Origin of the sequence: Bradyrhizobium sp. ERR14, assembly GCF_014198235.1 — a bacterium.
Taxonomy (GTDB): Bacteria; Pseudomonadota; Alphaproteobacteria; order Rhizobiales; family Xanthobacteraceae; genus Bradyrhizobium.
In genome coordinates, this window is sequence record NZ_JACIHD010000012.1 from 157,658 (window position 1) to 179,178 (window position 21,521).

The window sequence follows — 21,521 nt, forward strand, 5'->3', positions numbered from 1 at the left end:
AGACGATATGGCGCCCTCAACAGCAATTGAAAAAGCGCTCTGTTCGCTTGATAGATCGCGGCGGAGCGGTTACGTCCTGAACCCGTCATCACCTGCGCGCCCTCGGCGTTGTGCACGGACCACAACCACCTTCGACCGCGTTGCTTCAAGACATATTCGAAGGATGGGAGACTCATGGTCAGCGAGCTCCATTTCTAGGTGGTGCGTTTGGTCTTCTTAATGCCAGAGCGGGCCCTTTCCAGGCGATGCCTCGCCGTAGCAGGCTTAGCAGTGCGCTCGCTTGATCGGTCAACGCCGCTTTCATCAAACCGAGCTCATCCTCTTGCCTGTCGTGGCGCCAAAGTCGCGAGATGCAGCGCGTTGTGGCCGTCAGCGACATCTGCAGGATCCGGGCATCCTTTGCGGAGGACTTATGCCGCAGCAAACCGTTTTTCTCTAGCAGCCTTGAGTGGGTCGTCACGAAGGAAGGGTCGACGTGCATCAATCGTGACACTAGATTGACCGGCACACCCTTTTCTCTGCCCAAATAGGTAACCGCCATCAGGATCGTCCACCGTGGCCCAGTGATGCCCAGCACAATGGCAGGAAAGCTGGCAAGTTCTGCGAGACACGCATGGATTGATCTGCCCTCCCACATGAACGGCCGGACAATGTCGTCTCCGTCAGTATAGATGCGGCCAAGCGCGCTCGCTGGATCAGGTAAATCCGGCGGCATAATAAGCCAGGTTCCGTCCTTGACAACCGTCCTTAGCGCCGATTAGGGGAGCGCCAGTGCTGTCAAGAGCAGGTAATTCAAATAGTTGGTATAGTTCTGTCGGATGGGCTTGCGCACAACAGGCGGGCCGGAGCTATGGCTCAGTGTCTTGACGGACCAACGGCAAAGTTGCGTCAGGATCGATACGCGCTGACAAGATAGCTGCGCCCCGCTAAGTGAGATGTCCGCGATGTAGTCTGCTTCTTTGCCGAGCTGTCCGCTCTTGTAGGCCGAACATCGGCGAGGTGCATGTCGCATTTACGGCTCCAATGCCCGCAACGGCCAGCTTATGACTACACGTCATAACCTTCCATGTACCGCGGGCGGTCTTCGGCAAACGTCCGTATAGTTCTTCCCAACCTTCCCATATCGCGATCAACCTTCGTGCAATTGAGGTGGCGCTTGACTTCGTTTCAACTGTCGAGAAATCGAGGAGGCAATTTCGATTATGCTTCCGTGATCCCGCCCGATCAATCAAAACTGAACGGTTCTCAAGTCATGAGTGGCAGACAAAATTCTTGTCGTTTTGACGCTTTGTACGCATGCGGTTGCCCATGTGATCGCGCGGCTGGCGTTTTTCGCTCAATCGAGCGAGCGCCGACAGGGTTTGCTTTTCAAGCACGAGGGTCTGAACGATGAGCGGACGTTTTGGCCGTTCGCCTGCGGTGTGCTTTCTCCTCGGTCTTCCGCGATCCGGGACGACACTCCTGGCGCACTTGCTCCAGCATCATCCAGACATCGTGGCTCCGCCTGAACCCTGGTTGATGTTGGCGCTTGAAGCATTTGGCAGGGTGGATCAGCGTCACCCGGCGGGCAGCTCACTGATCAAGGCCGCGACCTCCGAATTCCTGGGGCGGATAGATCGCACGATCGTCAGCCGCGCTTTTGCCGATGCAGCATACGATCAGTATCTGGCAGAAGCGGGCAAGCGCATCATCATAGACAAGACACCACGCTATTGGACGGTGCTTGAGTTTCTTGAATCTGTCTATCCAGAGGCGCCACACATCCTTCTGATGCGCAATCCGTATGCCATCGCCGCTTCACTGAAATCGACGTGGGGCATCCCGCTGCGGACAGAAAGCTCGCATTCGGTTAGCGTATCCAGCCTCGCCGATCTCATGCTCCGTCTGCCCGACGTCATCATAACTTCACTCGCCGATTTGGTTCTGGGCCTTCCCAAGCTCGCCGCGCACCGCACTCGCCCGCAGACACAGTTCGTGCAATACGAACTGCTCGTGGCGCATCCGGACGAGGAAACCCGGCGTCTGTTGACGGGGCTCGGCTGTGACCCAGCGGTCGTCGCATCGACCGGCATGAGACAAGCAGATTATCTTCGATCCAGCAGCTTTGGGGATCGAAAAATCCTGGAACGAAACGCCGTCGACGAAAGCTCTGTCAAATCATGGCAATCTCAATTGAGCGTCGAAGAGATGCAGACCGTGACTGATTTGGTTGGCGCTGAGCTTTTGCTGGAACTCGGATATGAGCAGGAACTGCTGCATGCACAGAAAGCCGGAGTGCTGGATAGGGGAAGTGAGGTAACCGAACTCTATCGTCGAATATTCCGAACCTGGTGGGATTTGCGAAGTACCAAGGCCGGAGCATTATCCGGCCCCTCTCACGCTGGAGAGCCGGTCCACACTGCTTGGAACGTTTCGGAGAACCGAGACGCGGCTATCGAGATGTTGCGAGGCGAGGTCGCGCGGCTTGAGCAGATCCTCAATATCTCGTAGGGCGATCTGAATGCTTGCGATCAAAACACGCTGGTTGATTTAGCAAAGATCCTTAACCCGCACGAGCTGATCTCCCGATCAGGTGTGACGCCGGAGCCGGTCGCAACAGCGGCGGAATGCGATATATTGCCGCGTCTGCAAGTCTGCTGTCCAGTTGGGCTTGACCTCATGGACGAGCCTGCCTCTTGGCCGTCCGTTTGCGCCGCGGATATTCCCCACTCTGGGCTGGAGCCATAGAACGGCGAAGAACAGAGATCCTGCATCGAAAAAAGAAGATATATGCTGCCGAAACATCTGCGCCGTCTCGAGGCTGAATCGATTGAAATCATGCGTGATGTTGTCGCCGAGTTCAAAAGGCCGGTCATGCTTTACTCGATCGGAAAAGACTCAAGCGTGATGCTGCACATTGCGATCAAGGCGTTCTATCCGGCAAAATTGCCTTTCCCCCTGCTCCACGTCGACACGACCTGGAAGTTCCGCGAGATGATCAGCTTTCGAGACGCGACAGCCAAGCGGCTCGGCCTCGACCTGATCGTCCATATCAACAACGAGGGCATCGCGCGTGGGATCAATCCGATCGATTCCGGCTCCGCGCTCCATACCCAGGTGATGAAGACAGATGCGCTGAAGCAGGCGCTCGACCTCCACGGATTTGATGCCGCCTTTGGTGGAGCCCGGCGCGATGAGGAAAAGAGTCGCGCAAAAGAGCGGATACTCTCCTTCCGTTCGGCCGGACACGTATGGGATCCCCGTAACCAGCGGCCGGAGCTTTGGAGCCTGTTCAACACACGGATCCGCCAGGGCGAAACCATGCGCGTGTTTGCGATGTCAAACTGGACCGAGCTCGATGTGTGGGAATACATCATGCTTGAGAAGATTCCTGTCGTTCCGCTCTACTTCGCAAAACAAAGACCGACAGTGCGTCGAAATGGTGCGACGATCATGATCGACGACACGCGATTGCCGCTTAACTGCGACGAGACGCCGGAAATGCGGATGATCCGCTTTCGCACGCTCGGATGTTATCCTTTGAGCGGGGCTATTGAATCTGATGCGATGGCGATCGAAGACATCGTCGCAGAAATGCAGACTGCGACTGTGTCGGAGCGCCAGGGACGCCTAATTGATACCGATGAAGCCGCTTCAATGGAGAAGAAGAAGCGGGAAGGCTATTTTTGATGTTTGCAAGGCCGACAACGGAAGCGGTCCCCGCCAGGACAAAGGATCAGCTGCGATTCATCACGTGTGGCTCGGTGGACGACGGCAAGTCGACGCTGATCGGCCGATTACTGCACGACAGCAAGATGATCTACCACGATCAGCTCACGGTGTTGGAACGCGACAGCATCAAGCACGGTAGCACCGGAAATGACATCGATTTCGCGTTGCTCGTGGACGGGCTCGAAGCCGAACGGGAGCAGGGCATCACGATCGACGTCGCCTATCGCTTCTTCACGACGCCGCGGCGCTCCTTCATGGTGGCCGACACTCCCGGCCACGAGCAGTATACCCGCAATATGGCTACCGGCGCCTCGCATGCCCAGCTCGCCATCATCCTGATCGATGCCCGCAAAGGCGTGATGGTTCAGACCCGCCGCCACTCCTTTATCTGTTCGCTGCTCGGTATTCGTCATGTCGTGCTGGCAGTGAACAAGATGGATCTTGTCGCATACAACAAAGAGTGCTTCGATCGGATCGCCCGTGACTATCTGGCCTTTGCCGCCGGTCTCGGCTTCACCTCGGTCGTTCCGATCCCGATCTCGGCCCGCTACGGCGACAACGTCGTGGACCGCTCCGCTCATGCCAACTGGTATCATGGTCCCTGCCTGCTTGAGCATTTGGAGAGCATTGACATCCCGTCCGGCACCGCTGGCCAGGCTTTCCGCTTTCCGGTCCAATGGGTGAACCGCCCAAACCCGGATTTTCGGGGCTATGCCGGGACGGTGGCTTCCGGGAGGATCTCGGCAGGAGACGAGATCGTTGTCGCCGCGTCGGGACTGACCACGAGCATCAAGCGGATCGTGACCCACGATGGCGACCTTGTCGGCGCCGAAGCCGGCGATGCGGTTACCATTACACTGGAAGATGAAATCGATATCGGCCGTGGCGACATTCTGTCGCGACCGGACGACCGACCGAAGGTCGCCGACCAGTTCGCCGCTTATGTGATCTGGATGGACCAGGAGCCGCTCGCTCCCGGACGCAATTACGTCCTGCGGATTGGATCACAGACGATTACCGGCAGCATTACCGCAATTAGGCATCGGATCGACGTCAACACTTGTGAGCATCTGGCCGCCGGGATGCTTTCCCTCAACGAGATCGCCTTCTGCGATGTTGCGACCGCAATGCCCGCAGTATTCGATTCTTACGACCTCAATCGAAAAACCGGATCATTTATCTTCATCGATCGTTACACGAATCGTACGGTCGGGGCCGGCATGATCGCCTTTCCGCTACGGCGGGACACCAATATTGCTAGGCAAGCGCTATCCGTGGACAGGAGGGAGCGCGCCGCGCTCAAGAATCAGAAGCCTTGCGTCATCTGGTTCACTGGCCTATCTGGCGCGGGAAAGACGACGATTGCCAACCTGGTTGATCAAAAGCTGTGTGGCATGTCGCGGCATACCATGCTGCTGGATGGCGACAACCTCCGGCACGGATTAAACGCGGACCTCGGCTTCTCGGAGGCGGACCGCGTGGAGAACATTCGGCGCGTCGGTGAAGTTGCCAAGCTGATGGCGGACAGCGGCTTGATCGTCATCTGCTCCTTCATCTCGCCCTCTAGGGCCGAGCGTGAGAGGGTGCGCGGCCTGGTTGGCAAGGAAGAGTTCATAGAAGTCTTTGTCGATACGCCGATCGACGAATGTGCTCGGCGAGACCCAAAAGGCCTGTATTCAAAAGTGAAGTCCGGCAAGATCAAGAACTTCACCGGGATCGATTCGTGCTACGAAGCACCAACAACACCGGAGATTCATCTCAGGACCATGGAGCAGACCCTTGAGCATTCAGTGGAAGCGGTAGTGGATGTCTTGATGGCGCGCTCAATTCTTGATGGTTAGATGTCCCTCGCATCGCACCATCGATTCGCACAATATCCCGCTGGCCCGGCCACGGCGATTCGGCTCAGGCGGGCCTGCGATCGGACTTTTCGCTCTAAAGCAACAAGATGGTCGCCCCGACTTCTCGACTGCCCGCTTCCGGTTACGTGCTCGTAGTGGATGGTCAATTCAAGACCGAGTACGCGAGCAGAGATGGAGCATGGGCGGGAGCGGAGGAGCTCAAGAAGCGTCGTCCCAGGCTCCAGATCAGAATTTACGACGCGATGACAAAGGCCAGAGAGGAAGTCCGACTGCCAGTAGGTTGAGTTTCGCTTAGCGCTTCTTGCTACGCGTGCGGCCACCGACACGCCGAGCTCCCATAAAAACAAGCCAGGCAACGTCTCGGCCGGCTTCAATCTTTCGCGCAGTATGAAGTCGAGCCTCGGTTTTCCGAGCCTGGCCGCATCCAGCGAGCGGGCGCTTGCTTCAGTATCTTGACCAATCTGAACTTAGCAGTCGGCCCCGAATCGCTCCTGTCGCGACCCTGCCAGCTTTCCGGAAGCCTGCTTCCTTTTGGCCCGCCGCTCGTCGACCGATACGCCCCGCGCGTTCGTATCGCGAGACAAAGCAGCCGCGAACCCTGGCCGTCCTGCGCTGCGCTACGGGCCTCCGCCATGCTTCGGGTTCTGCTCCGTTCCGCCTGCCCCCGTGATCACCATGAAGCCCGCCATGGGCGCGGCCGAAAAGGCAAGCGAGTTCATCCATGGCAAGCGACAAGGGCGATGTCTTGATGATCCGCTCTGGTCAACCGTCAACCTATTCGACCACGCGGTAGACCGCACACACACACACGTCGAACGCGAGCTCGCCATCAACGAGCAGGCGCTGCAGAGACACGCGAGCAGAAGGGTCGGAGGTGCGATCCGTCCAACCAGAGCGCCTCACGGCCGAGGTACTGGCGCTCATTGAGTGCCGCGGCGCGATGGACCTCCGGCTCACCCTGGTCCTCACGCGTTGGACCAACCGTCGACCACGGCACGCTCACAAAGCCGATGATTGATCCGTAAGACGTTCTCGCCGCGAAGCGGCTTACAGAACCGAGAGATGCTACTAGCCTAGCGATTGCTCGCAGAGAGGACACATGCCACTCATCTGGAGTCGGCTCGATGTAGTCCTACCAGAGCAGGATGACATGTTCTGCTTCACGGCGACTCGCGGAAAGGTGTCGAACTGATCGTCGCTAAACGGCCAGCGATCCAAGGTCGCCCAATTGTCTTCAAGCCGGGCTCGGCCACAGCCTGCCAAGGCCGCTCCATTCAAGTGCAACGACGTGATACCGGCAATATCTGCGACGATGGCGTACACTTTCCAGGCACCACCTTCCACGGGAATCTCGCCGGCACGGCGGAGAGCACATACTCCAGCTGGGGGTATGGCGAGGATCGTACGTGACGGGCAGATTGGGCCATCACTGACCTGCAGGTATCGTGCTTGCAGGCGGAATGCCGACGGTCCTGACGTCGAACTCTCAAACTATTCTGCCTCGCTGTGAATCTCCGCACTTTGCTGCCTACGTCGGCTTGTCGCCGCCAGATGGGAGTGCGTCAGGAAAAATTCTCGCGAGAAAATCCCGCGAGAGGGTTGAAACGCCCCTAACGTCAAGTTGTACGATCTCGAAATGGACAACGACAGTCATCGGTGTCCCAAACCCTCCAACGAGCGACGGAATGCGAATGCATCAAGTCTCAAACCCATGCATCAGACTCCCTGCCGACGACGATCATCAAGTGTGCCGTGGCTCGATCTGCATCCGGGCGCGATGACATCCGACTGCATCGTTCTCCTAACGTGAAGTGTGCCTGAATAGAAGGTTCACCGCGTAAGTCGGTCGCCGGACCTGCTGCTTCGCGACGCAAGAAGCCGACGGCGCTCAAGTCTGCGCCTGTGTGATGGTTGGGATGAGAGCGCCCGTCGGCGCCACTTGCGTTCGAGCGCGCTCTCCCAAAGCCAATTTCTAGGAGGTGTGAATGGCACCGGCGATGAGCTTTATGAGGGATCGCTCCGTATCTGCGATGAGATATGGAGATTGCCGTCCGGCAGGTGTTTCGGGCGCCGACCCTAAACGCGCCCGCGATTTATGGCGCTTGCCCCGAAGCTGTTGACCGAAGGAAGTCGAGGCTCGCCACAGAGGCTTCCTGGTGGCCCCGCGTTCTCCAGATCCATTGACAACTACAACTTGAGGAGGAATGTCTTGACAAGACAGCGCTCTTTACTGACGCCTGGTCCATTGTCGTTATCGCTGGCGGTCAGGAGCCAGATGCAGCTTGATCTCGCATCGCGCGATTGCGAGTTCAAGGAAGTGACCGCCTGCATGAGGCGGCTGATGCTCAGCTTGCTTGGAAATGCTGAAGACTATTCGGTGGTGCCTATTCAGGGCGGCGGCTCTTTTGCAATGGAAGCCGCTCTCTCTTCATTTGTGTCCCGAGCCGACAGGCCGCTCGTTTGCATAAACGGCATTTATGGCGAGCGCATTCTAAAAATTTTGCGGCTGTGGGGCGTCGAGGCACTGAAGCTTGTCAAGCGAGCGACCGATCCTTTGAATCCTCAAGAAGTTGGCGAGCATCTGAGCCGAAATCCTGGCGTTACGCACCTATGTTTCGTGCATTGTGAGACGACAACCGGAATCGTCAATCCGCTGGACGCGATCGTGGAGGAGGCGAGGCGACGTGGCGTAAAGACCATCGTCGACGGGATGAGTTCTTTCGGCGCCCTTAATATCGATCTGAGCCAGCGTGGAGCTGACGTCCTGGTCACCTCGAGCAACAAGTGCATAGAAGGGCCGCCGGGAGTAGCGTTTGTCATCGCGTCTCGCGAGCTGTTGGAGAATGCGGTTCAAGAACCGAGGTCGTTTGTGCTCGACGTGAGAGATCAATGGCTCTCGCTCGAGCGCACCGGTGAGTGGCGATCGACCCCTCCCACCCACATCGTTCAGGCAACGACAAAGGCTTTGGAGATTCTGCACGAGGAGGGCATTGATGCCAGGCGCTCCAGGTATGAGAAGGTCAGGAACGATCTCGTCAAAGAACTCGAAGGACTGGTGTCTCCGCTGCTGTCCACGGAGTTGCAGTCGCCGGTCTGCGTCGCGTTCAGTGCGCCGTCCGGAATGGTGGACCAAGCAGGATTCGATGGGCTGTATCGCCACTTGGCGGCCCATAACCTTTACGTCTACTCGAAGCTGCATCTTCCGACGCGGAGTTTCCGCGTCGGTTGCATTGGGGAAATCCAAACCAGCTGGATCGAGCAGTTGGGCTGCGCTTTTCGTACATATTTCCGGTCCGGTCAGGCTCGGTCAGCGGTGCCGATGTCGGTCCAAGAGACATGCGGGGCTCGCGTAACGATGCCGGCAGCGCGAGCGGCTGGGGACCCGCAGCGGCCGTTTTCGGCCGAGACTGCTGTTCTGCATGCGGGCTATCGACGTGACGTAGCGACGAAAGCCGTCGCAGTGCCGATTTACCAGAATACAGCTTATGAACTAGATGGCGATCTAAACCACATTGCCGACGTCTACAACGTCAAGGCCGATGGGTTCACCTACACAAGGATCATCAATCCAACAACCCGCGCGCTGGAAAGGCGCTACGCAGCCGTCGATATTGGACGCGACTCGCTCGCCGTTGCGTCAGGTCAAGCAGCAACGTTCCTTGCTATAGTCAACCTGTCAAGTGGAGAAGTGGGGGACAATGTCGTCGCCTCTCCGTATCTATATGGCAATACCTGGAACCTGCTCCACAACACATTGAAGCGTCTTGGAATCAGCGTGAGGACGGCCGATCCTCGAAGGCCCGAGACGTTCGAACGTGCCATTGATGATCGCACGATATGCTTGTTCGGGGAGGTGATTTCGAATCCTTGTCTGATTCCGCTCCCGGTCAAACAGCTGGCCGAGATCGGCCGAAAGTACGGCGTGCCTCTGGTCGTGGACAATACGACGACGCCACTGGTATGCCGGCCGTCAGATCTCGGCGCTGCGATTACGACGTACTCCGCAACAAAATATATATGCGGTCACGGCACGACGCTCGGTGGACTGATCGTTGACAACGGCGAGTTTAGCTACCGGGGAGCCTCTCGCTTTCCCTTGTTCAACCGCCCCGACGATGCGCATGGCGGAATTGTTTGGCACAACGCGGTGCGCGATGTCGACGATCTTGGAAAGAGCGAGTTTCTTCTCAAGGCTCGCATGACCTGGCTGCGTGATACCGGCGCGGCTATCGCTCCGTTTGCGAGCTTTCAACTGATCCAAGGGCTTGAAACGCTGCCACTTCGCATGAAGCAGCACTGCGCGAATGCCAGGATCGTGGCCGACGTTCTCAAGGAGCATCCTAAAGTGCGCCGTGTCTTCTACCCGGGGCTCTTTGAAGGCGCCGATCGCGAAACCGTCGAACAGACACTCAATGCCGCATACGGACACGGGGCGATGGTCATGTTCGAAGTGGAGGACGAACATGCCGGGCGCAAGTTCATCCAGAACGTCGACTTGATGTATCACGTTTCGAATGTAGGCGATGCCCGCACGCTCGTGACCCATCCTGTCTCGACGACCCACACCACGGTCCCGCGGGAAAAGCGCGAAGCCGCCGGCATATTTGGCGGCTCGATCCGGCTTTGCGTCGGCATCGAAGATGTCAACGACATCCTGCGCGATCTGGACAAGGCGCTTTCCGCAATCTGACAACCTGCAAGCGATCAGGAGGAGGTTCTCATGAGTCAGGCAGACGCTTGGAAATTGAGGTCATCACGCTATGAGGCCGTTCAATTCAGCCGAGAAATCAATAGGCAGCTCTCCGAGCTGAGACCCGACAACATAACGGGAGCCGCTTATATTGCAAAAGATTACGCTGTCATCACAGCGTGCACGCTCGCGACTGTGTCCGTCTCATGGTGGCTCTACCCGCTGGCCGTCCTTCTAATTGGTGCCTATCAGCGCGGATTGACAACCATCGCTCATGATGCGGCTCACCGCACGCTCGCGAAGAACACGACCTGGAACTATGTCTTGGGCATTCTGTTCGCCTCCTATCCCTTGTTCCAGCGCCACTGGGCATACCGGATCTCGCACGTCTATTTGCATCATCCCTATCTCGGAGACCCGGACAAGGATCCCGACCTGAAGTTCTTTCTGGCCAGCGGCGTCTACGACGTGCTGCCTCCGGAGCGGTACGCTTTCAACATGATCTGGAAGCCGATCTTCGGCGGCGCGACAGTAGCGTATCTGAAGTATCTTTGGACCAATCGATTTTCGATCACAGAGGCCGAGGATCTGAGTCGCTCAGGCATACTTATCGACAAGTATGGCTTCTATCTCTTCTGGATCAGCATCCTGGCTGGGTCATATGCTGTTGGCCTGCTCCATATCGTCGTCCTGTTTTGGATCGTGCCCTATCTCACCACGTTCCAGGTCCTCGGCTGGTTTATCGAGCTAGCCGAGCACTCACCTATGTGCGAAACCGAGACGCAGAACGTCTATCTCACCAGGAATCGGAAAGGAAATTTCCTCGAGCGGGCCGTCCTCGGTCAGAATCTGGATGAGTACCACCTTGAGCATCACCTTTCGCCGGGTATCCCGTTTTGGCTGTTGCGCAAAGCTCAGAAAATCCGAATGCAGGATCCGAATTACGCGAAGGTCGCGGCGACCTGGGGCGGGCTCTTTGTCAAGGGACCTCAAGGTCAACCTAGCGTCATAGCTCAGTTAAAAGAGCGAAATCGACGCTTGTATGAGCAGTCCGTTGCCGAGGTTCGCACGCGAGGGCATGTCGCGTGACGTTGCTACGGCCAGAGAGCACCCGAGCCGTGGTCGGCGTCACTTCGAATCGTCTTATGGTCGATGGTGTGCATCGCGACTGGTTGCGGCGCAAGTACTTGCAGGCACTCCATCGTCATGCGGGAGTGGCTTGCGTCATGTTGCCGACGGTCGACGCCGAAGATGCGAGGGAGGAGCTCGCCCCGGCGATCATGCGCCGGGTAGACGGCTTGGTGTTGACTGGTGATGAATCGAACATCGACCCCGCCGTCTTGAGAGCCCCTGCGTCCTTGACGGAGGCTGATCGGCAGGACGTTGAGGTTGGGATTCTTGACCGTCCGCGGGACAGGCTCTCTGCCCAAACTATAGAGAGCGCCATCGCGCTCGGAATGCCTATTCTGGGCATCTGCCGTGGGCTTCAGGAACTCAACGTCTATTTCGGCGGCACGCTCCGCTCATCGCTTGCGGAGTGGAGGCCGGAAAGTGGCGCGATGCACGCCGAGAAGCCAGATCGTCCAAGAGACCGTCAGTACGACGCCGCGCACAGCGTCAGGATATCTTCCGATGGCGCGCTCTTTCCAATCGCGCGGATGATCGAAGCGCAAGTCAACTCGCTGCACAATCAAGGGATCGAGGCGCTTGCCCCGGCGCTGAGGCGGGAGGCGTGGGCGCCTGACGGTTTGGTCGAGGCGGCTTCAGTCATTGGCGCCCCGACGCTGCAAATCGGTGTGCAATGGCACCCCGAATGGCAGGTCTCAACCGATCTCCTCAGCAAGCAACTGTTCAAGGCATTTGGAGAGGCGTGTGTTGGGTACTACCGAACTAAGAAGAACTAGGGGCGGGTTGTGACATTGCAAACCAAACATGGTCCGTGCACGTCGAAAAGACAGTTCCTCGGAGCCGACGCACGCGTCCGGTCCTGCGAGGGCCGTTCGCCGCCTCGCGGGCACAGGAAGACCGGACGATTGGCGAATCGCTTCGCTCTGGGAGTTTTCTTTGTGGCGCTTTACGTCGTCGTGAGCGCGGCTGGCGAGGTTTATGCGGCGTCGTATTTTCAGCAAGCAGATGTGTTCGTCGCGCTCCTGCTGTCCTTCGCTGTGGTTTGTCTGATGTTCAATCTCCTGGCTCGCCACGAGCGAGGCGGGGCAACGGTGGCGAAATGGTCGCTCCTGGTCTTTGTCGCGCTCAATGTCGTGACAGCAATCAGCTGGATCGGCTTATTTATCGGACTGAAATACGCTGAACCTGCCATCGTCGTCGCCTTCATGGTTGCGCTGGGGCCCACCGCAACAGCGTGGTTGAACGCGCTGATCAGGCGCCAGGGTGCCCCTCCAGCATCCGATATTGTCGTGAGCGTTATGATCGCAACGATCGGGAGTTACATGATTTGGATCTCGGCCAGCGGCAACGCAGGCCTGGAGTGGGGGGCTCGATCGTCCTTTGGCATCGTCTTGGCAATCGTGGCCGGCCTATCGCTGGCCCTTACAAATATACTTGTTAAACTGCTCTTCGACCGTGGGTTTTCTGGCCGACAAGTCCTGGCGCATCGCTTTTATGGAACGATTCTCTTGCTGCTGGGACTGGTCGATTATTCATCTATCGTGCCTGAGATCTCGCAGCATTGGTTTGCGATCGCAGCAATTGGGCTGTCGACGATCATTGTTCCTCTGCTCTTGATCCAGCAGGGCATTCGGCGCGTAGAGCCCTTCACCGTCAACATGGTCCTGTCCACCGCCCCTATCATCACCTTCCTGTTTCAGTACTTCGATTCTCGCATCGCGCCTTCGTCACATACGTTCATTGGAAATATTCTCATTACGGCTGTTGCTGTCGGCAACATCTACTTGCAGTATCGGAGATCCGCATGAAAGAACGGAATTGTGTAATCGTAGACGCATACTCTACCGGCCGATACCTACCGGAAGAGTTCAAGCGCTATGGAATTGGAACGGTGCATGTGATGTCAGCGGCACAGATTCCGCCCATATTCCAATCGCATTTCAATGCTGACCTGTATGGTGAAGTCATTCGCCCTAGCGAGCGCATGGGGTATGACGACATCGTTGAATATCATCTTCAGGCTCTCCATGGCCGGGAATTGGAGTTCGTTATCGCGGGCTGCGAGACCGGAGTTGAACTCGCCGATTCTTTGTCGGAGCGGCTGGGTTTACCATCAAATGGGACCGCGCTATCCGCTGCTCGGCGTGACAAAGCGCGATTGTCTTGCGCGCTGACCTCTGCAGGCGTGCGATCGATCAGACAAATCGTGTCCGACAATCCTGTAGAGATCGCTAGCTGGAAGCGCGAAGCGAAGTTCGATCAGATCGTGATCAAGCCTCTGAACAGTACGGGTACCGAGGATGTGTTCTTTTGCTCGACAGATGCCGATATTCAGCGGGCTTTAAGCGCAATTGTCGGGAAGACGAACCGTGTCGGAGCGTTGAATCGTTTTGCCCTTGGGCAAGAAAAAATAAACGGCCAGCAATACACCGTAAATGCCGTCTCGATCGACGGGGAAGCCTTCGTTACGGAGGCCTGGACCTATGACACGGTTCCTGTTGAGAGGGCATCATCGGTCTGCTCACTCGAGAGATTGTTGGAGGGCGGCGAACCAATCGTTCAGGAACTATCCGACTACTTGGTGCGTGCGTTGCAGGCACTACAGATCGTCGACGGACCGGCTCATGCTGAGATCATCGTCGATCATCGGGGACCGGTTCTGGTGGACTTCGGAGCGAGGCTTCAAGGGACCATGTCGGCAAAAGCACGAACGACGGCGCTGGGGCACAACCATATAACCCTGACGGCCTGGCGCTACGCAGATCCCAAGGGCTTTGGTGAATATATGAGGCTGCGCGGGCCCTACAAGCGGCAGGCTCACGCACTTTGCGTCTCGCTGATCTCAGATATGGGCGGTGTCGTTGCAGGTTACCCGGGACTCGAAGCAATCCGCAAGCTTCCGAGCTTCGCGGATGCCATTGCATTCGTTCCGATTGGTCAAGAGCTGGTTCCCACGATCGACTTGGTGTCGACACCCGGCATCGTTTATCTCGTGAATAGCGACTTGAATCAGCTTGAGAATGACTATCGCAAGTTGCGAGCAATGCGGATGGACCAGGTGTTCGATTTAGTGACGCAGGATGGCGATTAATGCCAACTGATCCCAGGTTGACCAAAGCGAATCCAGCCCGCGCGGCGATGGTCGGCGTAAGCGACTTCGATGGCGTTCTGCGAGGCAAACACGTCTTAGGTGAAGATCTCTCAGATGGAGATAAAGTTATCAAGTTCTCTGAAGCGGTGCTGGCGTGGGATTGTTCGGATCGGGTCATTCCGGCCAGTTTCACGCAAAAGCCGCTATCAGCGTTCGGAGATGCTGACCTTCGTATTCTGTCAGGCACCGGCCGTTCGGTGTCTCTCGGCGATCAACATCTCTACCTCGCGGAGTTCACCGGCTCACATGAGAACATCTGCCCGCGCGGTATTCTGCGTAGGGTCCTGCGAAGGGCTGCTGAACACGGATACGACTGCACTGCCGGGTTCGAATTTGAATTCATGCTGTTTAAGGAGAACGCAGACACGATTGAAGAAAAGCCGTTCGGCGAGTGGGCTCCTTTAACTCGCGGCCCGTTCGGCTACTCGATTGCGCGCTCTGTCGCGCAACATGAGCTGTTTGATGAGATCTTGGCGCTTTGTGAGAAGGCTAGAATACCTCTCAACGGACTGCACTTTGAAACGGGACCTGGCGTGGTCGAAGCGTCACTTCGTCATTGTGATGCGCTGGAAGCTGCCGATCGAGCAACCATATTCAAGTCGATGATAAAGGCCTGGGCGCAAACGCGAGGCATGATGGCTACATTTATGGCCAAGGTTTCCGAGGAATGGCCCGGCCAGTCCGGGCATATTCACATCTCGATGTCCTCGGATAGTCAGAATGCGTTTTACGACAGTGATGCGTTCGGCAACGTCTCGAAGCTTATGAGGCGATTCATCGCCGGACAACTAGAATACATGAATGAGTTCTGTGTGCTCGCTGCGCCGAACTTCAACAGCTACAAGAGATTGGTACCTGGCTGCTGGGCACCAATCTGTCCAAGCTGGGGAGTTGACAACCGCTCCTGCGCAATTCGCGCCATTCCGGGAGAGCCATCTGCCCATCGCCTGGAGTATAGGCTGCCTGGCGCAGACCTAAACCCATATCTCGCGCTCGCAAGTGCGATTGGTTCGGGAATATTGGGTGTCGAGACAGGTCCGGCACTGCCGGCTTCGATCGTCGGTGATGCAAGCGCGGAAATGTGTCGGCCGTCCGCGAGACTGCCTCAAAGCCTATCAGAGGCAACTTCGCGGTTCGCAGAGTCTGCGGCGGCAAGTGATGTCTTCGGAGAAAGGTTTGTTGAAGCGTTTTCTTGCTCGCGCCGTTGGGAGTGGGAAGCCGTTCAACATCGGGTCACCGACTTTGAACGTCGGAGATACTTCGAGATCATTTAGCTTGAGCTCTTCGACAGTTCTGAACTTCATTCCTCTGGCTTGCCGGCCACACTATTGCGGCTGCCTGTTCCGCTGATGTTGGACTTCATACAGAGCAAATGTGCGTTACTCGTTAAGTGAGGACCTCGGGAACGTTGAGGAGGTCTGCTGTTATCTGCTCTGTGGCAGCAACCGCGATTGCTCCGTTGGGATGCTAGATTATATCTAACGTCCGGTCCTTCTCGTAAGCTTTACATCGCCAAGCAGATGGTGGAGCTCAAGCATGCGCCCGGTTGGCAGCTATCCCTCGCAAGCCGTCGAGCGTGCGCGCGCTTGCCTGGGTTGGTCCCAAAGCGGCAAGACAAACGCTGCGGTCCGTCAGCCAGATACTCACTCCGGCTGAAGTGAACGAGCTGAAGTTCCTCGCCTCTTCATTGCCGACTTAGCTTACCAGACCGGTAAGCGGACTGTAGCGTAGCTCTGCGGCCCTTTTTATGATTGACGCTTGACATCTATTTGAGCCGCGTGCCGCGACGCCGCGGCTTCCAAATTTTGAACAATGCGCTGGCGCCGGCCTCGAGCATCCTCGGGGCGACGAGGTTGGGATCGAACTGTGCGTGCCCCGGAGGCACATATTTTCATATTCCAGATGAGTAGGGTCGCCGCTGGCGTCGAGGTATTCGGCATAGCCGGGCGCACCGCCGACGTCCTTGAGCAGGAGGGAAGTCCCTCTATCGTCGTGGTGTCGAACCATTTTTCGAGTGTGATCACTTGGTCTCAGCTGTCGATCGTCTTCGCGCCGATCTCCTGAACGATATTGAAGAGCCGCCGCGTCACCTCCGGTTTCACATCCTTGAGAGGTCACCTTGATCCGGACCGAGGTCGTGTTCAGGCCCATGCCGCTCGCCTCGGATCATGTGCATGCATCCTGTAGATCGACGCTCAAGCCGTCCAAGGCAGCCAGGAGATGCTGTCCATTATTGGAAACCACCTTGACAGCGCTTTCGATACGTCAGGCGCTGAGTTCAGCATTGAAGATTGAGCGGTGGACGCCATTTCTTAGTAGCGCTTTCGATAATCGCAGGGTTGATTGCCTCAAAGCAGTTTGGAAAGGCCGGCGGGGAACTGACAACGCTCTTGCCGATGTTTCTGCTGATACCCTTCGGCGGTATCCTTCTCGTCTTCGGACATGCACTGGGATACATGCGTCTCGAAATATCTGCATAATCGTCGCGATATCGGTCGGAGCAATCTTGGTGGTGGAACCGATTCTCACGCTTTCTGCTGTTTCGAGACGGGCTAACGGTAGTTCGCCGATATCGGATTGGCGCTCGGTGGGCTTGGCACGCTCACTGCGCTATTTTTATGAGCGTATTCTAAGTGCGCTTAACTGGGCAGCATCCTCGGCGAGGTCTTATTCTGAAAAGGACTTGCGCAGCGTAGGTTCTGCTCACTCGAACGCGAGAAGAAGAGGTCGAGTTGACAGACGTTCCACATCGAGTCAGATCTAGCATAGTTGGATCCGAAACTCTTTGGTCGAACAATAGCATCTCCTCCCGGTTAATAAGAGCTTTGCTGCTGCCGAAAACCTGACAATCGACCCCGCGGTTCGCCATGCTCGACGGCTTTCGGTATTCGGGAATGACTTTGGCAGGGCTATTTCCGGCAGCGCAGATTTCCATACGGGTCACGGCGAGGCAGCGGAATGCGGACCGGCGCTACAATCGACTATCCCGCACCTTATGGGTCATCCCCTATTGCTGCCTCAGCACCACAACAGCTTCCATGAAATTGAACTAGGACGGCGGGGTGGTGCATTCGGAGAGCATCCTTCGTCAGCCAACCGTCAGCCAGGTGGCCTATCCAGGGACGCTGCGCATTGTTGACCGTATGGGAGATGGAACATGACGGGCATTGGCCGACCTGGCGAACCGCACGTTTGGGCTGCGGGAGCCGACACCACGTCGGTATCGAGCAGTGCGCATTCGGAGCCAAAGTGTGTCCCTGCGGAAGGCGAGCGGATGCGCTCTGAAGATAGCATGGCGACGCTCGCGAGCCTGCCCTCAGGTTCGGGTGTGGCAGTCCCCATTTCCTCAAGCGGTGAGGGGATCAACGCAGCGAAACAAAATATGGACGGCCTGCTTGAGGAACTTGATACTTGCCACAGTGCTGCCATGGGCGCTCAGAGCTCGTCTGAGGCGCAAGAGCTGATCGATCAGGTCGTCAAAGCTGGCGCAGCAGTTCTGGACTATTACGCGAGCCTGTCTCCAGATGTGGCGCGCAGCATTCTGTCCGAAGAGCAGGCTTGCCGAATTCGTGACCGGACTCTGGATGCGGGGAACGAATGCAACGCGCTGGCCGAACCGACCATCTACGCCTTGGAGAAGAGTAGGGAGAATGCGGGAAAGATACTCGAGCGGATGCGCCAATCCAATGCTCCGCCCGACCAGCTGATTCGAGCGGCTTCCGGTGTGGCGAAACACTATCTGGCCTGCTCGGAGTGGTGGGAAAAGAAGGCATTGCGCTCTGAACGGATGCAGTCCGTCTGCGCAGCCACTGCCAGCTTGCCAAGTGCAACGGCCGAAATGCGACAGGCCGAACAGGCGACACTACGGCTGCATACCGGCTGGGCACTGAATACGAGGTGCGTGCATCTGCAATCGCAAGTCCTTCTCGCGCGGGTCATGATTGAGTCGCACGCGAGCACGCTCGACCCGGCCGTCAGGCAAATCCTCTTGGGCGAGAACGGTCGGGCACGTCTACTCGGAACCTTCATGGGCGATGTTGTTCCGGCATTCCTCTCGACGGGCGACGCTGTTCTGAACAGCAAAGGACAAGCCCTCGACGCAGAGCACTGCGCCGTTCTGGAAGGGGTCATGGAGCGGCTATCGGAATTTGCGTCGGCGCTGCCCAACATGGTTGCCGAGCTAAGGAATAAGGGAGCAAGTCCCGAGCTTCCGTTGGATCTGTTGGATCAGATCGTGGAAGAATCGTGGGTCACGGCCCATGAGGTCATGCGCCTGCTAGCAGTGCAGCCGAAGACACCAGCCATCATTGCACCGCCAACGGAGGCTGGCCTTGCGTTACGGGCCGACGCTGCCGGCAACGACCCGGGGGCCGAAGGCAGTCCAGCGCGAAGGAAAGGGAAGGGCAAGCGCAGGCAGGCCGGAGGTGCGGGGAGTTCGGCAGCCGGGCAGCCCGACCCGCAGCTCGCTAGGCCCGACGCCGTTACGACGCGAACCACCAAGGTTATTGTGCTCTCGGATCTGGGCACGAAGAAACTCGCGAGCCCGGAGGAGGCGCATACGAGGATGTCATCCTCCGCGAGGGAACACTTGGCAATATGGCAGGCCCCGCCATCGAAGGAGACACTGACGCGCCTGCTCGCGCGATTAGACGAACTCTTGCAATTCGATCTGCGCAGTGAGCAAAGAGCCGTTTCGCGAGCGCGCCACATGAAGCCCGAAGATGCCGAGCACGTCGTGGACACCGTGGTTGAGCGGCTGCAGGGCCAATCCGCGGAGATTGAGGCCTGTGTAACCGCGCTGGACGAACCTCGCCGACGCGGCCTACTCACGCCTATCCAAGTGCCCGAAGTGCAAAAAAAAATAGTCCGCCTCAAGGCGATGTTGTCGGAGGTTAAGGGGCAGGCACGTACTGCGAAGGCGCAAAAGGCTTCGATCGAGATCGATTGCATGAAGACCTATGCGTTTCCCTCGCAGAAGTACCTCGAACGGTTGCAGGCGGCCGAGGAGTTGGCTCCCTTGGAGTCACCGCGCGCGCTGAAGGGTGAGCCCGGAACGCTGTTCGAGCTCAAGCTGCAGCCTACGCCACTGCGCAATGGTGCGGTGAATCCGATGTGGGTGCACATCCATACGAAGCGGCCGGTCTATGCGTGGCAGTTAACGACATTGATTGACGCCGAATTCGCCGCTTGCCACGTGAAATCCAACGAACAGCGCGGCTACAATCGCCTCTGGCAGAACGCTCGAGCTGCAACGGGTCACGAAGACGTCGTGATCCACCGCGGCAAGCTCACGCCTGCGTTCTGCAAGTCCTTGTTAGGTTCCGCTTTTAGCGGCTATCCAGGGTATCCTTTGGCCGGAACGGGGCGCGGGGCACGCAGGTGACTCGATACGAGACTAGTTAAGCGACTCGATAGAGTGCCGCTTGTGGTACGGCATTGGTCTTCTTCGCATCCGGACCCAGTGGCCGAATGAACCGCACTTTGGCCTCCAAGCTCCAACTCCTGAGTTAAGAAGCCGGATTGAGCTGTGTTGGAGAGGCGACCGTTCGCCATTAGCAACTCGCGGAAGACGCCCAAGAGTTCTCTGGGCCGGGCGAGGATGCGGCTGGAAGTTGTGGCCGACGGCTGAGAGGACGACATTGGCGGCGTCGCCGGCGCGGCCTTAGAGGTAGCCGCGGCCGAGGTGGCCTTCGGCCTTTATGTGCCCGATGATGGGCTCGATGGCAGAGCGACGGCGCAGCTCGCGCTTGATGACACCGAAGACCCTGCGCTTCTGGCCGGAGCTGAAGACGCGACGGGGATTCTGCGCATCGTGGCCGCGGTACCCCTTGTCGACATAGGCCCGCTCGATCGGACAGCCGGTGAGCGTCTCGGTGCGCTCGATGACGTCCCGCAGGGTGTGCCATCATACGGATTGTCGGGCATTTCGCTCGCGTGCTGCACGAACAGTCCGCCGGGAGCGCGGCGATTGTTGGTGACGACGGAGGCCTTCACGCCGAACTGGTAGGGCGCGGCGGCCTTACTTTGCCGATGCACTCCACCTCCGGAGCATGGAAGGAATAAAGCTTCCAGCCGCGCTGGCGCTGCTGCTGCGAACGAATGTGCGCGGCCCAGCCGAGTTGAAGGGCGAAGGGCTCCTCCAGTGCCGGCTGGCCCTCAATCTTGCGGCGGATGTCGCGAATGATTGGGCCGAGCCTGCTACACAGGGTGCGCAACTGTCCCTGATGCCGCCTGAACTGTTTGGCGCGAGCGTAGCGGGAAGCCATCATCGCGGCGGCCTTGGCCGCGCGAGCATAGGATTGCCAGACCTGACCCCGTGCCTTCTCGCCAGGTGATTGAGGCCCTTGATGGCCGCATGCAGGAGCTCGGCATCGGTCGGAATGGTGATGGCCTTCGACTGCACTGTGGTATCTACCGTGACGCGCTTGAGGTCCTGGCTGCGTAACGTGCCGGTCTCGTGCGCAGGGTCAAGCGGCCGAAATGGATGCTCGCTGACAAAGTCTATGATAGCGCCGAATTGCGTGAAGAACTCGATGAGCGCGCAATCAAGCCGGTTATTCCAAACCCCAGCAATCGCAATCAACCGTACGGCTTCTCAAAGCGTTCTAGCCTGCTCCGGGCTCCTCTGTGTTTGGCCGAGGCAAATATTTGGGCGATGTAGCCACGCGATTTCAAAAAATTCTCTGTCGCCGCACAGACTGAGGCGTCGTTGTCAACAACGGAAATCACAGGCGCGGACAAGACGAGCCCTCCTGAAGCGGGAATAGCGGCTGCAAGCATTAGCCACCTTCGGCTAAAGATCGGCTCGACCGATGAAATTGTAAAATCATACTTGTGTTTGTTCAGGACGATTTGCGCCAATTCCCAACGTCTCAGTCATTCTGATCAAGTCGGCCAGCGACCGTGCACGCATCTTCTTCATTACGTGTCCCCGGTAGATCTTGACCGTAATCTCGGCCAGCCCAAGCTCGGCGGCTAC

General features: G+C 57.7%; 11 protein-coding genes and 1 pseudogene. 10 read left to right on the top strand and 2 right to left on the bottom strand.

Annotation, left to right across the window (positions count from 1 at the left end; all coding sequences use genetic code 11):
* Positions 1–1,389 precede the first annotated feature (1,389 nt).
* The 10 genes from GGD62_RS28025 to GGD62_RS28070 all read left to right on the top strand — a co-directional run bounded on the left by GGD62_RS28025 (position 1,390) and on the right by GGD62_RS28070 (position 19,925).
* Positions 1,390–2,490 (top strand): sulfotransferase, encoded by a 1,101-nt coding sequence (locus GGD62_RS28025; protein WP_183711336.1) that lies wholly within the window; start codon positions 1,390–1,392, stop codon positions 2,488–2,490.
* A 279-nt stretch (positions 2,491–2,769) separates the two neighbouring features.
* Positions 2,770–3,669, top strand: coding sequence for a sulfate adenylyltransferase subunit CysD (gene cysD, locus GGD62_RS28030; protein ID WP_183711338.1), 900 nt, complete (start codon positions 2,770–2,772; stop codon positions 3,667–3,669).
* Positions 3,669–5,552, top strand: a complete 1,884-nt coding sequence (cysN, locus tag GGD62_RS28035; protein ID WP_183711340.1) for a sulfate adenylyltransferase subunit CysN — start codon at positions 3,669–3,671, stop codon at positions 5,550–5,552. Before cysD ends, cysN begins: the two co-directional genes overlap by 1 nt.
* Before the next feature lie 2,296 nt (positions 5,553–7,848).
* The gene (locus GGD62_RS28040; RefSeq protein ID WP_246800325.1) at positions 7,849–10,263 is read left to right on the top strand and encodes a 2-aminoethylphosphonate--pyruvate transaminase; all 2,415 of its coding nucleotides are present in this window, start codon (positions 7,849–7,851) and stop codon (positions 10,261–10,263) included.
* Between the two features lie 30 nt (positions 10,264–10,293).
* On the top strand, positions 10,294–11,352 hold the full coding sequence (rtxC, locus tag GGD62_RS28045) for a dhydrorhizobitoxine desaturase (RefSeq protein WP_183711344.1): 1,059 nt from the start codon (positions 10,294–10,296) through the stop codon (positions 11,350–11,352).
* Between the two features lie 29 nt (positions 11,353–11,381).
* Entirely contained in the window at positions 11,382–12,167 is a 786-nt protein-coding gene (locus tag GGD62_RS28050; protein ID WP_312014305.1) for a gamma-glutamyl-gamma-aminobutyrate hydrolase family protein, read from the top strand.
* A 129-nt stretch (positions 12,168–12,296) separates the two neighbouring features.
* Positions 12,297–13,199, top strand: coding sequence for a DMT family transporter (locus GGD62_RS28055; RefSeq protein ID WP_183711348.1), 903 nt, complete (start codon positions 12,297–12,299; stop codon positions 13,197–13,199).
* The gene (locus tag GGD62_RS28060; RefSeq protein ID WP_183711350.1) at positions 13,196–14,482 is read left to right on the top strand and encodes an ATP-grasp domain-containing protein; all 1,287 of its coding nucleotides are present in this window, start codon (positions 13,196–13,198) and stop codon (positions 14,480–14,482) included. The genes GGD62_RS28055 and GGD62_RS28060 overlap by 4 nt, the downstream gene beginning before the upstream one ends.
* On the top strand, positions 14,482–15,816 hold the full coding sequence (locus GGD62_RS28065) for a glutamine synthetase (RefSeq protein ID WP_183711352.1): 1,335 nt from the start codon (positions 14,482–14,484) through the stop codon (positions 15,814–15,816). The genes GGD62_RS28060 and GGD62_RS28065 overlap by 1 nt, the downstream gene beginning before the upstream one ends.
* A gap of 1,883 nt (positions 15,817–17,699) precedes the next feature.
* Entirely contained in the window at positions 17,700–19,925 is a 2,226-nt protein-coding gene (locus GGD62_RS28070) for a hypothetical protein (RefSeq protein ID WP_183711354.1), read from the top strand.
* A 124-nt stretch (positions 19,926–20,049) separates the two neighbouring features.
* Here the strand turns inward: GGD62_RS28070 and GGD62_RS28075 are convergent.
* Both GGD62_RS28075 and GGD62_RS28080 read right to left on the bottom strand, forming a co-directional pair.
* Positions 20,050–21,005, bottom strand: a pseudogene (locus GGD62_RS28075) (IS5 family transposase); the annotation flags it as partial.
* Positions 21,006–21,368: 363 nt separating this feature from the next.
* Positions 21,369–21,521, bottom strand: a 153-nt coding sequence (locus tag GGD62_RS28080) for a LuxR C-terminal-related transcriptional regulator (RefSeq protein ID WP_246800329.1), incomplete at its 5' end; no start/stop codon positions are given.